Origin of the sequence: uncultured Arthrobacter sp. (assembly GCF_902805515.1) — a bacterium.
Classification (GTDB): Bacteria; Actinomycetota; Actinomycetes; order Actinomycetales; family Micrococcaceae; genus Arthrobacter_D.
This window is the reverse complement of the sequence record NZ_CADCTE010000027.1, coordinates 1-17,423: the sequence shown is the minus strand read 5'-3', so window position 1 is coordinate 17,423 and position 17,423 is coordinate 1. Positions and strand designations below refer to the sequence as shown.

Here is a 17,423-nt window from a genome sequence, read left to right as displayed (position 1 = left end):
GCGGACTCCTCTTGAGGCGATGAAGGTGTGCTGGCGGCTCGTTCTCCACGTTTGCAGACTGGTACCTGTAGGCTGACGCCGGAATTGAGAGCAGTTCCCGGGTGAGAGTAAGTGAGGCGCAGTTGTCGGTCGGTAACGAGGAACTTGACGGCACGGACCACGTTCCGCTTCTCTCGGACACCAGCGGTCACAAGCGGCCACTGACGGTACGGGGTGCGCGTACTCGCGACTCCCTCGTGGCCGCGGCCCGAGTCGTCTTCGAGCGCGACGGGTTCTTGGCTTCCCGGCTTACCGACATCACGGCCGAGGCGCACTGCGCGACGGGCAGCTTCTACACCTACTTCGCCAACAAGGAGGAGATCCTCCAGGCCGTCATCCAGGGTGCCGAGAGCGAGATGCTGCACCCTGGTATGCCTAGGCTCGAACCGGAGGATCAGTCCCCCGAGGCCGTCATTGCTGCCAGCAACGCGGCCTACGTCGCGGCCTACAAGAAGAATGCCAAGCTCATGGTGATTCTTGAGCAGCTCGCGGCCAGTGACCCCAAGTTCCGCCAACTCCGAGCGCGCCGGTCACAAGCTTTCGCGAACCGGAATACGCGCGCGATCAAGGATCTGCAGGACCGCGGTCTTGCAGACCCGACGCTCGATCCGTACGTTGCCGCGTTCGCACTCTCTGCCATGGTGGGCCGCATGGCATACATCGTCTTCTGCCTCGGGGAAGACATCTCCGAGGAGCGGCTCGTCGAGACCCTGACTCGCCTTTGGGTCAACGCCCTACGGCTGAAGTAGGGCCAGGTCCGCTCCCTTCGGCGCCTTGTGGGGACTGCCCCGCCAGGCCGGAACTTGCGGCGGGGGAGCCCGCCGATCTCTTGACACGACCCTTCCCAGGGACGAAGATGAACTCAGCTTCAAGTCCATCTTCCCTGCCATGTTGGCGAAGGCCGCTGTAGGAGATTTCGATGCAGTTCGACTATTCCGATCGTGCCAAGGCGTATCAGACCGAGCTCCTGACGTTCATGGACGAGCACGTCTACCCGGCCGAGCACGTCTACGCCGCGCAGATGACCGATGCCGGCACCGCCAACTTCCACCCGCCGATCCTCGAGGAATTGAAGGTCGAGGCCCGCAAGCGTGGTCTGTGGAACCTCTTCCACCCGCATGCGGATGAGCGATGGGGCTCGCCTGGACTCAGCAACCTCGACTACGCGCCGTTGGCCGAGATCACTGGTCGCAGCCCGGACCTCGCTCCAGAGGCGCTGAACTGCAACGCGCCTGACACGGGCAACATGGAGGTGTTGCAGCTCTTCGGGACCGATGAGCACAAGGAGCAATGGCTCAAGCCGCTGCTCGCTGGCGAGATCAACTCGGCGTTCGCGATGACGGAGCCGGCCGTCGCGAGCTCCGACGCCACCAACGTCCAACTCAGGATGGAATCCGACGGCGACGACTACGTGCTCAATGGGCGCAAGTGGTTCGCGTCAAATGCCCTGCACGCCAACTGCAAGGTGCTCATCGTCATGGGCAAGACCGATCCGTCGGCCGCGAAGCACCGTCAGCAGTCGATGATGGTTGTTCCGTTGACCACCCCGGGGGTCACGATAGTGCGAGGCCTTCCCGTGTTCGGGTACATGGACCGGGCGGGGCACGCCGAGATCCAATTCCAGGACGCTCGGGTGCCGAAGACGGCGCTTCTGGCCGGTGAGGGCGACGGCTTCATGATCAGTCAGGCCCGCCTCGGGCCGGGCCGGGTGCATCACTGCATGCGTCTGATCGGCATGGCCGAGCGTGCACTGGATCTCATGATCGCGCGTGCTCAGAGCCGGGTGACATTCGGAGAGCCCGTTGCCAACCGGGCGAACATCCAGGACTGGATCGCCGAATCGCGGATCGAGATCGAGATGATCCGGCTGCTGACGCTGAAAACCGCTTGGCTCATGGACACCGTAGGCAACCAGAAGGCCCGCGTGGAGATTGCCGCGATCAAGGTGGCGGCTCCGAAGGTGGCGCTGAAGGTCATCGACCGGGCGATGCAGGTCCACGGTGCGGCAGGCCTGACCGAGGATTTCCCGCTGGCTCAGTTCTACGCCTTCGCCCGGACTCTCCGACTGGCCGACGGGCCCGACGAGGTGCACAAGCGGACGATCGCCCAGACCGAGCTCCGCCGCATCTCGCCGGACTGGAACAAGAAGAAGTGACACCTTCCCGAGGGGTGTGCGGGACGGCATGACCGCAACCGCATCGATCGCCCTAGACGTGCCAAGGCTCGGTGGCTTGATGCGAGACCACGGCCTGGAGGTGGCTGGCGACCTCCGTCTGGCGCGAGTGGGGTTCGGTCACTCCAACCTCACGTACATAGCAACGGATGAGGACGACCACCGCTGGATCGTGCGGCGGCCGCCGCACGGCGAATTGCTTGCATCAGCTCACGACGTCGAGCGCGAATATCGAATCCTGACGGCGCTGGCAGGCACGGACGTGCCGGTACCGGTCATGCACCTCTCCGCGGACCGCGGCACGTTGGCGGACGTCCCGGTCATCGTCATGGAGTTCGTCGACGGTCAGGTAGTGGACGGCTTCGAGTCTCTGGATGGTCTCCGCGGTGATGTCCGGGCCCGGCTCGTGAAGCAATTGGCGCGAGTCCTGGCTGCGGTCCACGCGGTCAAGATCGACAGCGTTGGTCTCGACGGGCTGGCGAGCCATGGAGCATATGTTCCGCGACAGCTGAAGCGGTGGACCTCGCAGTGGGACAGGAGCCGAACACGTGATCTGCCCCCACTCGCCGCTCTGACAGATCTTCTGCGTAGGAATGCCCCGCCTCCCGACAGGTTCGGTCTGATACACGGGGACTTCTCTCCCCGCAACGTGGTGATCGATCCCGGGACCGGAGCGATTCGCGCAGTGCTGGACTGGGAGCTCTCCACCCTGGGTGATCCGACAGCCGACGTGGGGACCGCGCTGGCTTACTGGACTCATGCCGACTTGTCCGAGGGTGGCACCCGTGGCGCTGAGGACCCAAAGCTCGTCGCGGAGGAGCGCGCCGGTTTCGTGCGCGACTACCTGACGGAGTCGGGGAGCGAGGAAACGTTCGTCGCCTACTGGCATGCGCTGGGACTGTGGAAGCTCGCCATCATCACCGAAGGGGTCTTGCGGCGTGCGATCGATGAGCCTGCGAATGTCGGGGCCATGAGCGTGCCAACTGTCGAAGAGGTTGATCGGCTGGTCGACGTCGCCGCGAAGGTTGCGCGAACTGCGGGCCTCAAGTGAGGCCGCACGTTATGGACACCGGCGCGTCGCGAGGCTGCGCGTCAATGAGGCGATGATGGATCGAGGAGGCGACTCGTGGACGCAGACGAGCGAGATCACCGCGAGGGGGAGTACCGGGACCTCGTGCTCCGCACGTGGGACCACGCGGCAAGCCGGCCCGACGCACCCGCTGTCCGCCAGGCGGAAGAGCTGTGGACTTACCGGGATCTAGTGCGTGCCGCTGCTCGTCACGCCCGCGACCTCGTCGCGCACGGCTTGGTGGCGGGCGACCGCGTCATGCTGGTGGCGCCTACCGGCGTAGCGTTCGTCCAGATCTATCTCGGGGCACTGGCCGCCGGTGCGGTCGTGGTCCCGATCAACCCTCTGTGCACAGCTCGGGAACTCGAGCACTTCGCTCGGGATTCTGAGTGTCGCCTGGTCATCGGATGGCACGAGAACGCACCGGTGGTGGGACAGGTCGCGCGAGGGCTCGGCCTCCCGTTCGTGGAACTGCGTGACATCGCTCCAGGGCTGGACGATGAGACCTTCGCCCCGGTGGTCCGGTCACCGGATGATCCTGCGGTCCTGCTGTACACATCAGGAACCACCGGCCGGCCGAAGGGTGCGCTCATCACCTTCGGGAACATCTTCGTATCCACGACGGCCATTCGTCGCCTTTTCGGCCTCTCGGAGAAAGATCGGTTGGGGACGGCACTGCCACTGTTCCACGTCTACGGACAGGTCGCGGTGCTCGGCGTCGCGCTCGACGTCGGTGCGAGCGTCTCTTTGCTGCCGAAGTTCTCCGGAGACGGTCTCCTGCGCATGGTGGAAAAAGACGCCCTCACGATGGGCAGCGGCGTCCCGAGCATGTGGATCGCGATGCTCGAAGCCGCGCGGAACCTCGTTCCAGCCCCCAACATCACGTCGTTGCGCGTCGCCTCGTCAGGAGGAGCGACCCTGCCGATGGAGGTCAACCGCGCCTTCGCCGCTGAATTCGGGGCCACAGTGCTGAGCGGGTATGCGTTGAGCGAGACAACGGCGATCGGGGCTTGCGAACATCCGGGGCGTCAGCTGCGGGAAGGCAGCGTGGGACAAGCGGTACAGGGGGTGGAAATCGTCATCGTCGACGAGCGCGGCGACACCGTGCCGACCGGCGCCATCGGCGAGATCACCATTGCCGGTCCGAGCGTCACCGCTGGCTACTGGGGACGCCCCGAAGCCACCGCGGAGGCGATCGTCAACGGGCGCCTGATGACCGGCGATCTCGGTCGACTCGACGAGGATGGGTATCTGTGGGTCGTCGGGCGCAAGAAGGAAATGATCATCCGGGGGGGCTACAACGTCTATCCGCGAGAGATCGAGGAGGCGCTCTACGAGCACCCGGCCGTCCTGGAGGTGGCCGTAGTCGGAGTTGCGGACCATCGACTGGGCGAGGAGGTCGCGGCGGTGGTCGCCTTCCGACCGACGATGTCGGCCTCACCCGCTGACTTGCGCGCCTGGCTGGACGAGCGCATCGCCGCCTACAAGGTGCCTCGGCTCATTCAGGTCGTCGACGCCCTTCCCAAGGGCGCGACCGGCAAGATTCACAAGTTGGCGATCGACCGCGAAGCGGTGGTGGCGCTCGGCGTCCGAGTCAATCGGCGCCCCGAGCAAGCAGCTGAGCTCCGATGAGCCCACTCGGAACCACCTGCGGCGAAACACTCGAAGTCCGAGCACGCGCCACTACAGCGCTGGCAGGTCAGCCGGCGGGAACGGATCAGATCTTATGGGGCGCCTAGAGGGAAACGTCGCCTTCATCACGGGCGCGGCCCGAGGTATGGGACGCAGCCATGCCGTCAGGCTCGCAGAGGAAGGCGCTGACATCATCGCCGTCGACATCTGCGGGCCGGTTGATACCGCGTCGTACGCGATGGGCACTGAGGAGGACCTGGCCGACACCGCACGCGCGGTGGCTGCCCTGGGTCGTCGGGTTGTCACCACAAAACTCGACGTCCGTGACCTCGATGCTCTGGAGAGCGCCCTTCAGCAAGGAGTATCCGAACTGGGGCGGCTCGACATCGTGGTCGCCAACGCGGGCATCGTCTCGAACTTCGGCATCGTCGACATGACTCCCAAGCACTGGCAGGAAATGATCGACATCAACCTGACGGGGGTGTGGAACACCTGCAAGGTCGCTACACCTCACTTGATCGCCGGTGGCCGAGGCGGCTCGATGATCCTGGTGAGCTCGGTTGCGGGGTTGAAGGGCTTCGCCAACGTGAGCCACTACGTGGCCGCCAAGCATGGTGTCCTCGGGCTCTCCCGCGGACTTGCCATCGAGCTCGCGCCCCACTCGATCCGCGTCAACACCGTCCACCCGACCCAGGTGAATACTCCCATGATCATGCGGGAGGAGATATTCCGCGTCTTCCGTCCGGATCTGGACGACCCAAAGGTTGAGGACTTCGCATCAGCGTCCCAGGAGATGCATCAGCTTCCTGTCCCATGGGTCGAGTCGAGTGACGTGAGCAATGCCGTGCTCTACCTCGCCTCCTCCGACGCACGGTACGTCACCGGGACAGCTCTCCAGATCGACGCCGGGAGCCTGGCGTAGCGGACTTGTAGTCGCGTGCGAACTGCCCACCGAAGAAGAGGGGCCGCCTGGGCGACGGGAGTGCGGGGTTGCCCGCGCGGTCGTCGACCGCGACCTCACCGACGCCGGCCACATGGAGGCGCATCGCGGTGGAGGTGTGCGCGCGGCCGGCGGCGGAGACGCCGACCACATCCGCCACCGCAGCCTGCGCCGACTTCGACAGGTTCCGTCCGGAGACGCTGATCCCGCCCCCGACATGCCTCGGCAGGACCCGGGCCGCTCCTAGAGCTTGACGACGACCTTCCCGTGCACGTGCCCCTCGCGCTGCACGGTCACTGCGTCCCTGATGTGTTCCAGGGTGAATGTTGCCGCTATCGGAATCGTGATCGTTCCCGAAGCGACGGCCTGCGCGATTCGCTCGATCGCACCCGGGGCGGCCTCGGTGCCCACGGTGGCCCTCGCTCCACCGGGAGGGTGTGGACCCGCGTCGATGGACGAAATCCTCTCGGGGGTGACGCCGAGCGCAAGCGCTGCGTCGATGGTCTCCGTGCCGACGAGCGACACGGCCGCGTCCACTCCGCGCGGCGCGAGCGACCGAACGCGATCTGCAAGGCCGGGCCCGTAGGCAACTGGCTCGACGCCCAGCTCTCGCAAGAAGTCGAAGGTGGTCGGCGAAGCGGTGCCGATGACGTTCGCGCCGATGAGCCGCGCCAGCTGCACCGCCAGTACTCCGACCCCGCCCGCAGCTCCACCGATGAGAACCGTTTCGCCGTCGGCCAGGTCGATCACGCGGAGCGCGGCGTCGGCGGCTCCAGCCGGTACGAACAACGTGCTCGCGATGTGATCCTCGAGCCCGTCAGGGGTGTGCAACAGAGTTCCCTCCGCCGGATCGACCACCACGTACTCCGCGGAGGCCCTGCCGACCGCCCCACCGAAGACGCGATCTCCGACCGAGAACTGACTGACTGCTTCGCCGACTTCATCGACCGTGCCGGCGAAATCGTGGCCGAAGCCCGATGGCAGCACGAGACCGAACATCTGCGCGATGTCCGGAAGCGAGGACAGTTTCCAATCCATTGGATTGAGGGCGACAGCCGATACCTTCACTCGCACCCCGTTCGCTCCCGGGTGCGGGTCTGGGACGTCTTGCAACTCCAAGACCTCTGGACCACCGAATTGTGCTACGCGTACAGCTTTCACTTCTACCTCCGCTCCGGCAGACCCGTCCACGTGCCTTCAGTCAGGAAGGCAAATGGTCAGATGCCGAACTTGCGATGCAATGAGTCCGAGGCGATGAGGCCCTCGGCGGTCACGTCGTGGATCGAGGAGTGACCCGTCCCCAGCAAGGTCAAGTCGATGCCACCACGCAAGATGCCAAGCACGTGGCCGCGCGTAGATGGGCTGGGGGAGTCGTCTGCGGGCGCGTACCTGGGCGACATCGACGGACTCGAACCAGGCGTTCTGTCTCCAGGCGTCCTCGAACATTCGCGCTCCGGCCATCGCGGTAGCTCGGGTCCAGGGCTTCCAGGACACGGGTCGCGGCGACAGGCGGGGCGGTCAGCTGCGCTGTGGTGAGGCGGCTTCGCACGGTCTGCTGTGGGCGGTGATCAACTGAGACCGCGGAACGTGTCGCGAATGTCGGTAGCGAGGATCTCGGGCTCTTCGGCATGGGAGAAGTGCCCCCCATTCTCGTGATACCGGGCCAATCTGAGGTTGAAGTACTCCTCAAGCCATTCGCGGTCCGTAGGCGGAGGTACGTCCTTCGGGAAGAGACTGAACCCCGTTGGCACGGTCACCATGGGCATCTCGGTACGACTCGGCGCCCAGGTTGCGTTCATGGTGTCGGAGTAGAAGCGGATCGAGCTGCCGAAGCTGTCCGTGAACCAGTAGAGGTTCACCAAGTCCAGCAACTCGTCCTTGGTGAAGCGGGATTCGAGATCGCCTCCGCAGTCCGACCAGGTCCGCTTCCGCTGGATGAGCCACGCCGCCATCCCGACGGGCGAGTCGTGCATCGACCACGCGAGAGTCTGCGGTTCGAGCATCTGCACTGCCATGTGGGAGGCGAACTTTCGCTCCCAGGGGTCAACCTGTGGTGACGATTCATCCTCGGCGAGGCTGCCCAAGCTCCACGGGCGGTCCGTGCGGAAGATAGGAAAAGGCAAGGCGAGCGTGGTGTGGACGCCGGTGACGAACTGAGGGTACTTGTGCCCCATCTGCAGGGCGACGAAGCCGCCGAAGTCGCCTCCTGCAGCAGCGAAACGGTCATACCCCAGCACGTCGGTCATGAGTTTCGCCCAGAGATCGGCAGTCGACACCCAGTTCAGACCCGACTGCGCCAAGGGGGTACTGAACGCGAAGCCAGGCAGGCTGGGGATGATGATCTCGAACGCGTCACGCGCATCGCCACCGTACGACTCCGGGTCCGACAAAGGGCCAATGATCTTACGGAAGTCCCAGAACGTCCATGGCCATCCGTGCGTGAGCAGGAGTGGCTTGGCGTGCGGTGACGGGCTGGAGACCTTCACGAAGTGGATCGGGATGTCGTCGATCGTGACCCGGTAATGGTCCAGCTCATTCATTGCCGTCTCGGACGCACGCCAGTCGTACTCGTCCAGCCAGTACTGCACCAACTCGCGCAAGTACGCACCGTTGGTGCCGAAGCTCCAATCGGCGTTATTGGCTTCCGGGGCCCACCTCGTGCCTCGTAGGCGCGTCGCCAAGTCGTCGAGCGACTGCTGAGGAATATCGATCTTGAACGGCTCCGGCTGCATCGTTACTCCTCTTTGGGATTTTGATCTCCCCGGCCAGAAGACAGGACTGGCGGTGAGCATGAATCTCGCACCGAAATGTCTGCAGCGAGGATGCCGAGCCAGCGCGTCCCATCAAGCAGACGAACCCGAACAAGGTGCGGACGGGCTGACGGAGTGACAAGGCTCACTCTACGAATGAGCGCTTACTTCTGTCAAGCAGCGACGTCGATCGAGAACGCCTATGGCCGGCCGCTGACCGTGCGCGCGGACTCGGTTCTCCACAGCCGTGCATCCGGGCCCAGAAATCGAGTATTGGTCGGCTCTCGTAGGGACCTATGACCCGAATTCGTTGCCCGGTCAGTCGATGCGTCACGCGTGGGCTGCCTACTTGATGGCGTTGCCCGCGTCCACCGGCAGCGCGACCCCCGTGACGTATCGCGCCTCGTCGGAAGCCAGCCACAGCACGGCGTTGGAGACGTCGACCGGCTCCACCCATGGGACCGGGAGCGCGTGCATGTTCTGCGACGCCTCCCCGAGGTCCTCCCGCGTGGGCTGCTCAAGATCCGGGCGAAACAACTTGAACAGCCGCTCGTTCATGATCATGTCGGTATCCACCTGGGTCGGATGGACGCTGTTGACCCGGATCCTCTCCGGCCCGAGCTCGAGCGCCAGGGTGCGCATCAGTCCGACCACCCCGTGCTTCGCCGACACATAGTGGGCGGCGTTCGCGTAAGCCCGCAGCCCCGCGGCTGAGCTGGTGCAGATGATCGAGCCGCCCCGACCGCCGGCCTTGATATGCGGAATCGCGGCCTTGCACGTGCGCCACACACCCGACAGGTTGACGTCGAGCATGTCCTGCCAGACGAAGTCGGAGAACTCCTCGGCGAGCCGTGGGGTCGTCCCCAGCCCCGCATTGGCGGCGACGATGTCGAGCCGACCCAACTGAGCGACGCCCGTGTCGACGGCGAACTTGAGACTGTCGAAGTCACGCACGTCGGCCTTCATCGCCACGATCCGACGGCCGAGCGCCTCCACTTCCTTGACTGTCTGCTGCAGATCTCGCTCAGTCGCGCCGGAGTACGGCATGTCTGGCTGGTCCTCGCAGACATCGATCGCGATGATGTCGGCGCCCTCCTCGGCGAGCCGGATCGCGTGCGCGCGACCCTGCCCCCGCGCTGCGCCGGTGATGAAGGCGACCTTGCCCTCGACACGTCCCATGTGGTTTCTCCGTTCCGCTTATCTCTCAGTTGGCCAGCTTTCGTTCATTTCCTGAGAATCCTCATCGAGGTCGGATCCACGTGATCGCGAGCCGCTAGAGTCGCTTTCTTGATCCGGTAGCCCGCGTCAGTCGGTAGAGCCACCTCGGTGATGTAGCCGGAGGCGTCCGTGGCTGGAACAGCACGGCTTCACCGATGTTTATGGACTCGACCCACGGGATCAGTAGGACGTTGGGGCTACGTACTCGGAATCCGGACTTCGTGCGTCCACCCTGGGGTCAGGGGATGAGTAGGACCTTTCCGGTCGCCCGGCGCTCGTCCAACGTCAGCAGAGCCTTGGCCGCTTCTTCGAGCGGGAACGTCTGTCCGACGACCGGCTGCAGAACGCCACTCTCGAGGTGAGGTGCGAGCGCGGCCCACTGACTGGCGATGTGGCCAGGTCGCTTGGAGACATACGCTCCCCAACCGACCCCTACCGCCGCGACGTTGTTGAGCAGCAGCCGGTTGACCTTGACGGTCGGAATATCTCCAGCAGTGAACCCGATCACCAGGATTCGGCCGTCGTCGGCCAGGCACCGCAACGAGTCGGTGAAGCGGTCGCCACCCACAGGGTCGACGACGATGTCGACCTTGCCGCCGGCGAGCACCGCGTCCTTGAAACCGTCTGCGAGCACGAACTCGTCGGCGCCAGCAGCCAGAGCGACCGCGCCCTTCTCGTCGGTCGATACGACGGCGACCACCCGGCCCGCGCCGAATGCCTTGGCAACCTGGATCGCTGCGGTGCCCACGCCACCTGCCGCCCCTTGGACGAGCACCGACTCCTCCGGTCGCAACTGACCGCGCTCGACCAGTGCGAAGTAAGCGGTGCAGTAGTTGAACAGGACCGACGCTCCCTGCTCGAACGAAACCGCGTCAGGCAGGACGAAGGTCATGTCGACCGAGGCAACGGCCTCCTCCGCGAATCCGCCCAGTTCGCACAGTGCGGCGACTCGGTCGCCGACAGCGAAACCGGATCCCTCTGCTGCGGCTATGACCTCGCCCGCGATCTCGGCTCCCGGAGTGAACGGCAGATCTGGCTTCAGCTGGTAGAGACCGCGACTCTGGAGGACCTCAGGGAAGGCGACACCCGCCGCCCTCACCCGGATGAGCACCTGGTCCGGTCCGGGAGGGGGGCTCGCTACGTCGCGAACCTCGACGGCTGAGGGCCCGTCGAGGGTCACGATCTGCACGGCCCTCATGCTCCCGCTCCCGACGACGCTGCAACGACGCTGCTCTGGTAAGGGCACATTGAACATGAGTTCATACTCATCTACTATACATGCCAGGGTGCGGTCGCGGAACCGTTCACTGGGCAGCGGGCGAAGCACCTCGGGGTCTTCGGACGCGGCGAGCCGGGCGAGGACGAGATCCACCTCGACCGGGTCGTCGGCGTCCTCTGGAGGGCCGCGAAGCGGTCGAGGACGTCGTCCGGCCCGGCCGGCGCCGGCGCACCTGGCGGGTTGGAGACGGCGGTCAGCCTGGTACCGCTAGCTTCACCGTGGCCGCGATCTCGCTGGGCAGCAGCCGACGAAATCGGTCCTGATGACCGGCCTGCTCCGCGATGGTGGGGGAGAGGGCGTCGTAGAGGCGTGCGTACCAACCGGCGCGGTCGCCGTTGGTCGAGACGACGGCCAGCACGTAGGTGTCGTCGACCTCCAGGGTCACGAGCCCGTCCGCCTCGCGGGCCCGGAGCGGCTGCGCGTGCTCGAACCGCTCCTCCGGTTCGGCGCCGCTCTCCGTGCCTACGCCCCCGGCGGTCGCCACACCGGGGGCGCCGTCCGCCAGCACCCAGCCGTTGCCGTCCGGGTCGCTGAAGACCGCGTGTGACTGGTAGCTCTCACCATCCGGATGGCGCCCCGATTGCCGAACACTCCGGTGCGATGACCCTGGCGCACCCGATCCCCGTTCGGGCCAGGGAGAACCCTGGTCCCGACTGGTCCGCGGAGTCTGCGGAACCGGGGGTGGTCCGCAGGTCGATGTCCGGCGGCCAGCTCTCGAAGAGCGCTGCGACGCGACGAGCCAGTCGCCGGGCGCGGACGGTTCAGTCGGTGAGCTGTGGGTTGTACGGATAGGCGGCGGTAGCGGCGGCGTGCAGCGGGAGCAGCCGGCCGGCGACGACCGACTCGGGGGTGAAGTGGACCCGGCGTCCGGTGCCGTCGTCGTCGCCGGGGACGTCGTGCGGGGTCCAGTCGACCGCGGCCGTGCCCGACAGCTGGAGGGTGCGACCGGTGGTGAAGTCGGCGAACAGGAGGGCGGCGCTGGAGTCGACGGCGAGGTTGCCCAGGGTGTTGAACATGTTGTTGCCCGAATAGTCCGGCCACCACAACCGGCCGGAGTCGATCCGGACGAAACCCGGGGGCCCTCCGCGGTGCGAGGCGTCGGTGCCGCGGGTGGGGTGGTGCGTGCCGACGAAGAACGTGTCGGCGGCGCGGATGATCTCGTCGTCCTCGGCGGTGAGACTGCTCCTGCGCTCCGGGGCGACCGGATCGTGGGCGGGGGTCGCCTCCAGCTGGAGGGTGCGCTGCTGGATGTACTGCGGGCAGTTGCCGTAGGCCTGCTCCACCGCGATCTGCAGCGTGCCCTCGCCCGCGGCGGCGAGCGTGCCGTTGATGCGCACGCGCCGCCGGGTGGCGAACTCCACGACCACGAGTCCGACCGGCTGTCCCACGGGAAGGCCGTGCAGCGGGTCACCGGCGACGGGGGTGGTGTGCACCGTCAGCGTCGTGACCGCGGTCGGGTCGAGGAAGCCGGGCCGGCCGGTCACCGGCGAGGTCCACAGCCGACCGTGCTGATCCCGGCCGGTGAGGACGGCGAAGGTCCGGTCGGCGAGGAAGCGGCTGATGCCACCCCGCAGCTCGCCGGGGGCCAGCATGCCGGACAGGCGTGCCGCCTCTGCCGTGACACCCGCCCGCCGCTGGACCGCCAGTTCCCCGTCGTGGAAGCCCTCGGCGGGACGTGGGCGCTCGGCGACCGATGCCGGGCTGGTCGGCCCGGCGGCCGGAGCGGTCCGTGCGGTGTCGGTCGACATGGTGGAGTCCCTCTCAGGGTCTGGTTCCCGGCGGGGAGCCGGCTGCGCCGGACGGGGCAGGGGAGGGATCGTTGGTCCGGTTCGCTCTAACGGGGTCGCATGCCCTGCTCCATTAGTGTGTACCCGATCCTTCTAACGTGTGCAAGAGGACTACCCGTGATAACTTGGCACTCGTGACCACCGATGAGCGGAGCCGGCCTCTGCCGGACGAGCCGATGTCGGTCCGGCTGATGAACACCATCGGGGCCGACCGCGGCGGGTTGCACGACGACCTCGCCGAACCATCGCAGGTGGCCGACTGGCTGGCTGCAGTGGAACTCCATCCGGGTACGCGGGTGACCAGGGACGAGTGGCGAGCGGCCCGCCGGCTGCGTGATGCCCTGCGCCGCGCGGCCGGCCATGCCACGCACGACACCCGCCCTGCCGCCGCCTCGCCCGTGCTCGACATCGCCGAGGCGGTCGAGGTCATCAACGAGCGGCGAGCTGACCTGCCGGCCGAGCGGTTGGCCGTCCACTCCTCCGCGTTCCGCCGCGAACGCGGAACGGCGGCCTCGCCGGTGATGGCCGCCCTCGCCGTCGTCAGCGCAGACGCGATCGACCTGCTCACCACACCGGGCGCCCCGGCGCTCGGCGCCTGCACGGCCCCGGGCTGCGTCCTGTACTTCGTGAAGCACCACCCGCGGAGGGAGTGGTGCTCGACGGCGTGCGGCAACCGGGCCCGAGCCGCCCGCCACTACCGCCGCCACCGCCCCTCCGACGTCGCTCCGCAGCCACCCGCGTCGTCGCCGGCGGAGTGACGCAGGACCGCGGGCGTCGGTGTCGGCCGTACAGTCGGGCCCGCACCGACGCCGAGGACCGCCGCCGCTGTCATACGCCGGTTCGCGGGACACCTGACTCGTCCGCCGGGTCGGCCGCCGGCCGGGCTCCGCAGCACACCGACCGACGGAGACGATCCTGGTGACGACCACACGGCGGACGACGTCCATCGACGTCGATGCGATGTACGACCTGCTCCTGGACCGCGACCCGGTCCTCTCCGCGATCGCCGACGTCCATGGCCGCCCGGACCCGTTCGCCTGGCCGGGTCAGGGCGCGACCGCGAGCAGCAACTTCGCGGCACTGGTCATGCACGTCGTCGGCCAGCAGATCTCCGTCCGCGTCGCCCTGGTCCTGTTCGCCCGCCTCGAGGAGGCCGTCGGTGGTCGGGTCCAGCCGGTCGGCGTCGCCCGGCTCGGCGCCGTGGGCATCCGTGCGCTGGGCCTGTCGCAGGCGAAGGCGACCGCCGTCGCGGGGCTGGCGCAGCTGCACCTGACCGGCGTCCTGGACACCGACCAGCTCGACGACCTCCCCGACGACCAGGTGATGACCGCCCTGACCGCCGCGCGGGGCATCGGACCGTGGACGGCGCAGATGTTCCTCATCCACCAGCTGCGACGACCTGACGTCCTGCCGGCCGGAGACATCGGGGTCCGGCATGCCGTCAAGCAGTCGTGGGATTTGCCGGAGGTGCCGACCATCGACGAGGTCCGCGAGTTCGGCGAGCGGTGGTCGCCTCAGCGCACGTGCGCGACGGCATTGCTCTGGGCGTCGCTCCAGCCGGCACCGACGTCGATCTGAACGCTGGCGCTACCGGCCGTCGGCGAAGTCGGCCGGCCGGAAGTGCCCCGCGGACAGCCGGTTCTCGATCTGCTCCAGGCTGCGGCCGGTGAGTTCGGGCATGCGCCGGTACAGGAAGATGAATCCGGCGATGTTGAAGGCGGCGTACAGCCAGAAGGTCTGACCGGTGCCGATCGTGTCGATGATGCTCAGCAAGGTCAGGGTGATGAGCAGGTTCGTGCCCCACAGGGACGCCGACTGCGCGGCAGCGCCGGCCTCGCGGGTGGCCAGCGGGTAGATCTCGGAGCCGGTGAGCCAGCCCATGAGCTGGATGCCACCGGCGGTGAAGGCCATGAACACGATGAGCGTGGCGATGATGTAGGGAACCTGCGCGTCGCCGTCGTTGCCGGTGACGAAGAAGGTCCCGAGCACGATGAGGGCCAGCGCGGCGCCGGGCAGCGTGATCAGGGTGAGCCGCCGCCGGCCGACGCGGTCGATGATCGCCAGCCCGATCAGCTGGGTGATCAGGTACGTGAGGCCGAGCGCGACCGACACCCGGAGCGCCGCGGTGTCGGAGAAGCCGTTGTCGGTCAGGATCGTCGGCGAGTAGTAGACGATCATCTCGATCCCGGACAGCTGGGTGAAGATCGCCAGGCCGCACCCGACGATCAGCGCCGGCCGCACCCAGGCCTCCCGCAGGCCCCGCCAGCCGCTGGTGGAGGCGGCGCGTTCGGCCTCGACCAGTTCGTCGATGTCGTGCAGCTCGGGGGAGACGTCGGTCCCCTGGGGGCGCACGCGCTCCAGCGCCTCTCGCGCGCGCTCGTCCTGACCGTCCTTGATCAGCCAGCGCGGGCTGTCGGGCAGGCGCAGCATCAGCAGGAACATCAGCGCGCTGGGCACCACGGCCGCGCCGATGGCGACCCGCCAGTCGACGCTCTCGGACGCACCGACGAGGGTGGCGATGACGATGCCGACGCCGATGGCGATCTGGAAGAACAGCACCAGCCGGCCGCGGTACTTGGTCGGCGCAAGCTCGGCGACGTAGACCGGGGCGGTCTGCGTGGCGCCGCCGACGGCGAAGCCGAGGACGACACGGGCCAGCGACAGCGTCAGGGGGTCCGGTGCCAGCGCGGCCCCGAGGGAGCCGAGGACGAACACCGTGGCCACGATCAGCAGCGTCTGTCGCCGGCCGCGCCGCTCGCTGAGCCGGCTGCACACCAGCGCCCCGATCACCGCTCCGGCGAGGATCGAAGCGGCGATCACCTGCTCCCAGCCGTTGCCGATGCCGAAGTCGTCGCTGATCTGCAGCAGTGCGCCCGAGATGATCCCGGTGTCGTAGCCGTAGAGCAGACCCGAGATCGCCGACACCAGTGCCACGATCACGACGGCACCGGTCAGCCCACCTTCGTCTGCGGGCCCCGCGCCACCCTTCCCCTGGCCATGTGCGGTGACGGCCTGGTCTTCCGGTGCGGCCAAGAGGTCCTCGTTCCGTCAGCGCGGCGGTGTGGTGCGCCGCCACGTTAAGGCCGGTGTCAGCAGGCCGCTCGGTGAAGCGTTCGCAGGCGCGCACGCAGGTGGGGGGCCAGTGCCGGTGACAGCGCCGCCGCGCCGCCGCCCGCGGTGCGTGCGTTTACGTTGTATCCGTCCGTGGCAGACTGCTCCCGTGCCGAGGCTCCCGTCGTCGTGACCGACGACGAGACGACAGTGGAGGACCGGCTCGCGCAGGCCGCACTCGACCTGGCCGCCGCGCGTGCGCAGGCCGACGAGCTGGGCACGGCGCTCCAGGCCAGCCGGCAGATCGGCATGGCCATGGGCATCCTGATGGAACGGCACCGCCTCGCGCCGCACCGGGCGTTCCAGGTGCTCCGGCAGATGAGCCAGCGGCGCAACGTCACGGTGCGCGAGGTCGCCGACGCGATCGTGGAGCCGGGCCCCGCCTCGTCGGTCTGACCGGCCGCTGGCACTCACCGGAGCAGCACTCACCGGAGCTGGTGGTGTGCGGCCCGGATGAGTGCGTCGGCGACCCGGTCCAGCGGATCCGACCGCAGCCGCCACTGCTGCCAGTGCAGCCGGATCTCGACACTGCCGGCCGGGTCGAAGGGGGTGACCGTGCGGCGGCCGGCGAGCTGCACCTCCGGCAGCATCCCCCAGCCGAAGCCGAGCTCGACGGCGGTGAGGAAGTCCGCCGAGGACGGGACGTAGTGGATCGGCGGGGTCGCCGTCGCCGGCAGGTGCCGCCGCAGGTAGGTGTGCTGGAGCTCGTCCCGGCGGTCGAAGACGACCACCGGTGCCCGCGCCAGGGCGGCGGCGTCGGGACCGTCCGGGAGCCAGCGTGCGAGGAACCCCGGAGCGGCGCAGGGCAGGTAGCGCATGCCTCCCAGCGAGGTGACCCGGCAACCGGCCACGGGCTCGGCGTCGGAGGTCACCGCCCCCATCACGGTCCCTGCGCGGAGCAGCGCACTGGTGTGCGACTGGTCGGAGCTGTGCAGGTCCAGGGCGACCGTCCCGGTCAGCGGCGCGAGTGCCGGCAGGGCCCAGGTGGCCATCGAGTCGGCATTGACCGCGATGGGCACCACTGGGACGTCACCGGGCCGGGCCCGGTCCAGTTGCCGGTCGGTGTCGGCGACGAGCAGCCCCACCTGACGGGCGAGCCGCAGCACCGGCTCGCCCGCGGCCGTGACCGTCGCCGGCCTTCCTCGCTGCACCAGGACGCGCCCGGTCGCCACCTCGAGCGCGCGCAGCCGCTGGGAGACGGCGGACGGTGTGACGCGCAGGAGCCGCGCGGCCGCCTCCAGCGTGCCCTCGTCGATCACCGCGACCAGCGTCCGCAGCTGAGCCAGGTCCACGTCCATGGACAGAGATGCTAATGGTGCATGAGAAACATGAGCTGGACTGTCGATCGATGTCTTTCTAGCGTCGGCAGCCGTGACGACGGGACTGCTGGCAGCTGTGGCCGGACTCGGGATGGGGCTCTCGCTC

Annotated in this window: 16 protein-coding genes; 8 read left to right on the top strand and 8 right to left on the bottom strand. The window is 67.6% G+C overall.

Annotated features, from left to right (window positions below; all coding sequences use genetic code 11):
* Positions 1 to 101: 101 nt before the first annotated feature.
* From QZX79_RS02440 to QZX79_RS02420, 5 genes are all read left to right on the top strand, one after another.
* On the top strand, positions 102 to 788 hold the full coding sequence (locus QZX79_RS02440) for a TetR/AcrR family transcriptional regulator (protein ID WP_294564146.1): 687 nt from the start codon (positions 102 to 104) through the stop codon (positions 786 to 788).
* Between the two features lie 170 nt (positions 789 to 958).
* Positions 959 to 2,194: an acyl-CoA dehydrogenase family protein gene (locus QZX79_RS02435; RefSeq protein ID WP_294564144.1), complete on the top strand. Its 1,236-nt coding sequence runs from the start codon at positions 959 to 961 to the stop codon at positions 2,192 to 2,194.
* A gap of 28 nt (positions 2,195 to 2,222) precedes the next feature.
* Entirely contained in the window at positions 2,223 to 3,263 is a 1,041-nt protein-coding gene (locus tag QZX79_RS02430) for a phosphotransferase family protein (protein WP_294564142.1), read from the top strand.
* Between the two features lie 75 nt (positions 3,264 to 3,338).
* Positions 3,339 to 4,913: an AMP-binding protein gene (locus QZX79_RS02425; protein WP_294564138.1), complete on the top strand. Its 1,575-nt coding sequence runs from the start codon at positions 3,339 to 3,341 to the stop codon at positions 4,911 to 4,913.
* A gap of 94 nt (positions 4,914 to 5,007) precedes the next feature.
* Positions 5,008 to 5,835, top strand: coding sequence for a mycofactocin-coupled SDR family oxidoreductase (locus QZX79_RS02420; protein ID WP_294564136.1), 828 nt, complete (start codon positions 5,008 to 5,010; stop codon positions 5,833 to 5,835).
* Between the two features lie 261 nt (positions 5,836 to 6,096).
* Here QZX79_RS02420 and QZX79_RS02415 read toward each other — a convergent pair whose 3' ends face one another.
* From QZX79_RS02415 to QZX79_RS02390, 6 genes are all read right to left on the bottom strand, one after another.
* Positions 6,097 to 6,921, bottom strand: a complete 825-nt coding sequence (locus QZX79_RS02415) for an NADP-dependent oxidoreductase (protein ID WP_294564134.1) — start codon at positions 6,919 to 6,921, stop codon at positions 6,097 to 6,099.
* Between the two features lie 500 nt (positions 6,922 to 7,421).
* Positions 7,422 to 8,585, bottom strand: coding sequence for an epoxide hydrolase family protein (locus QZX79_RS02410; protein WP_294564131.1), 1,164 nt, complete (start codon positions 8,583 to 8,585; stop codon positions 7,422 to 7,424).
* A 363-nt stretch (positions 8,586 to 8,948) separates the two neighbouring features.
* The gene (locus QZX79_RS02405; RefSeq protein WP_294564128.1) at positions 8,949 to 9,782 is read right to left on the bottom strand and encodes a mycofactocin-coupled SDR family oxidoreductase; all 834 of its coding nucleotides are present in this window, start codon (positions 9,780 to 9,782) and stop codon (positions 8,949 to 8,951) included.
* Between the two features lie 277 nt (positions 9,783 to 10,059).
* Entirely contained in the window at positions 10,060 to 11,019 is a 960-nt protein-coding gene (locus tag QZX79_RS02400) for an NADPH:quinone oxidoreductase family protein (protein WP_294564153.1), read from the bottom strand.
* A gap of 274 nt (positions 11,020 to 11,293) precedes the next feature.
* Positions 11,294 to 11,608: a hypothetical protein gene (locus QZX79_RS02395; protein WP_294564125.1), complete on the bottom strand. Its 315-nt coding sequence runs from the start codon at positions 11,606 to 11,608 to the stop codon at positions 11,294 to 11,296.
* 253 nt (positions 11,609 to 11,861) lie between these two features.
* Positions 11,862 to 12,848 (bottom strand): pyridoxamine 5'-phosphate oxidase family protein, encoded by a 987-nt coding sequence (locus QZX79_RS02390; protein WP_294564122.1) that lies wholly within the window; start codon positions 12,846 to 12,848, stop codon positions 11,862 to 11,864.
* Between the two features lie 173 nt (positions 12,849 to 13,021).
* Between QZX79_RS02390 and QZX79_RS02385 the strand changes: the two genes are divergently transcribed.
* Together QZX79_RS02385 and QZX79_RS02380 are read left to right on the top strand one after the other, a co-directional pair.
* A complete protein-coding gene (locus QZX79_RS02385; protein WP_294564149.1) occupies positions 13,022 to 13,645 on the top strand; it encodes a CGNR zinc finger domain-containing protein in 624 nt (207 codons plus the stop codon).
* 160 nt (positions 13,646 to 13,805) lie between these two features.
* On the top strand, positions 13,806 to 14,465 hold the full coding sequence (locus QZX79_RS02380) for a DNA-3-methyladenine glycosylase (protein WP_294564118.1): 660 nt from the start codon (positions 13,806 to 13,808) through the stop codon (positions 14,463 to 14,465).
* Positions 14,466 to 14,474: 9 nt separating this feature from the next.
* On the opposite strand, the gene QZX79_RS02375 is transcribed toward QZX79_RS02380, so the two are convergent.
* Positions 14,475 to 15,920: a sugar porter family MFS transporter gene (locus QZX79_RS02375; RefSeq protein WP_294564116.1), complete on the bottom strand. Its 1,446-nt coding sequence runs from the start codon at positions 15,918 to 15,920 to the stop codon at positions 14,475 to 14,477.
* A gap of 171 nt (positions 15,921 to 16,091) precedes the next feature.
* On the opposite strand from QZX79_RS02375, the gene QZX79_RS02370 reads away from it, so the two are divergent.
* Positions 16,092 to 16,394 (top strand): ANTAR domain-containing protein, encoded by a 303-nt coding sequence (locus QZX79_RS02370; protein ID WP_294564114.1) that lies wholly within the window; start codon positions 16,092 to 16,094, stop codon positions 16,392 to 16,394.
* A 29-nt stretch (positions 16,395 to 16,423) separates the two neighbouring features.
* Here QZX79_RS02370 and QZX79_RS02365 read toward each other — a convergent pair whose 3' ends face one another.
* Positions 16,424 to 17,296, bottom strand: coding sequence for a LysR family transcriptional regulator ArgP (locus QZX79_RS02365; protein ID WP_294564112.1), 873 nt, complete (start codon positions 17,294 to 17,296; stop codon positions 16,424 to 16,426).
* Positions 17,297 to 17,423: the final 127 nt, after the last annotated feature.

What these genes read in the sequence shown, in the direction of transcription:
- QZX79_RS02430 (WP_294564142.1), top strand. Translation starts at nt 2,223, where the DNA reads ATGACCGCAACCGCATCGATCGCCCTAGACGTGCCAAGGCTCGGTGGC.
- QZX79_RS02435 (WP_294564144.1), top strand. Translation starts at nt 959, where the DNA reads ATGCAGTTCGACTATTCCGATCGTGCCAAGGCGTATCAGACCGAGCTC.
- QZX79_RS02420 (WP_294564136.1), top strand. Translation starts at nt 5,008, where the DNA reads ATGGGGCGCCTAGAGGGAAACGTCGCCTTCATCACGGGCGCGGCCCGA.
- QZX79_RS02405 (WP_294564128.1), bottom strand. Translation starts at nt 9,782, where the DNA reads ATGGGACGTGTCGAGGGCAAGGTCGCCTTCATCACCGGCGCAGCGCGG.
- QZX79_RS02390 (WP_294564122.1), bottom strand. Translation starts at nt 12,848, where the DNA reads ATGTCGACCGACACCGCACGGACCGCTCCGGCCGCCGGGCCGACCAGC.
- QZX79_RS02365 (WP_294564112.1), bottom strand. Translation starts at nt 17,296, where the DNA reads ATGGACGTGGACCTGGCTCAGCTGCGGACGCTGGTCGCGGTGATCGAC.
- QZX79_RS02400 (WP_294564153.1), bottom strand. Translation starts at nt 11,019, where the DNA reads ATGAGGGCCGTGCAGATCGTGACCCTCGACGGGCCCTCAGCCGTCGAG.
- QZX79_RS02410 (WP_294564131.1), bottom strand. Translation starts at nt 8,585, where the DNA reads ATGCAGCCGGAGCCGTTCAAGATCGATATTCCTCAGCAGTCGCTCGAC.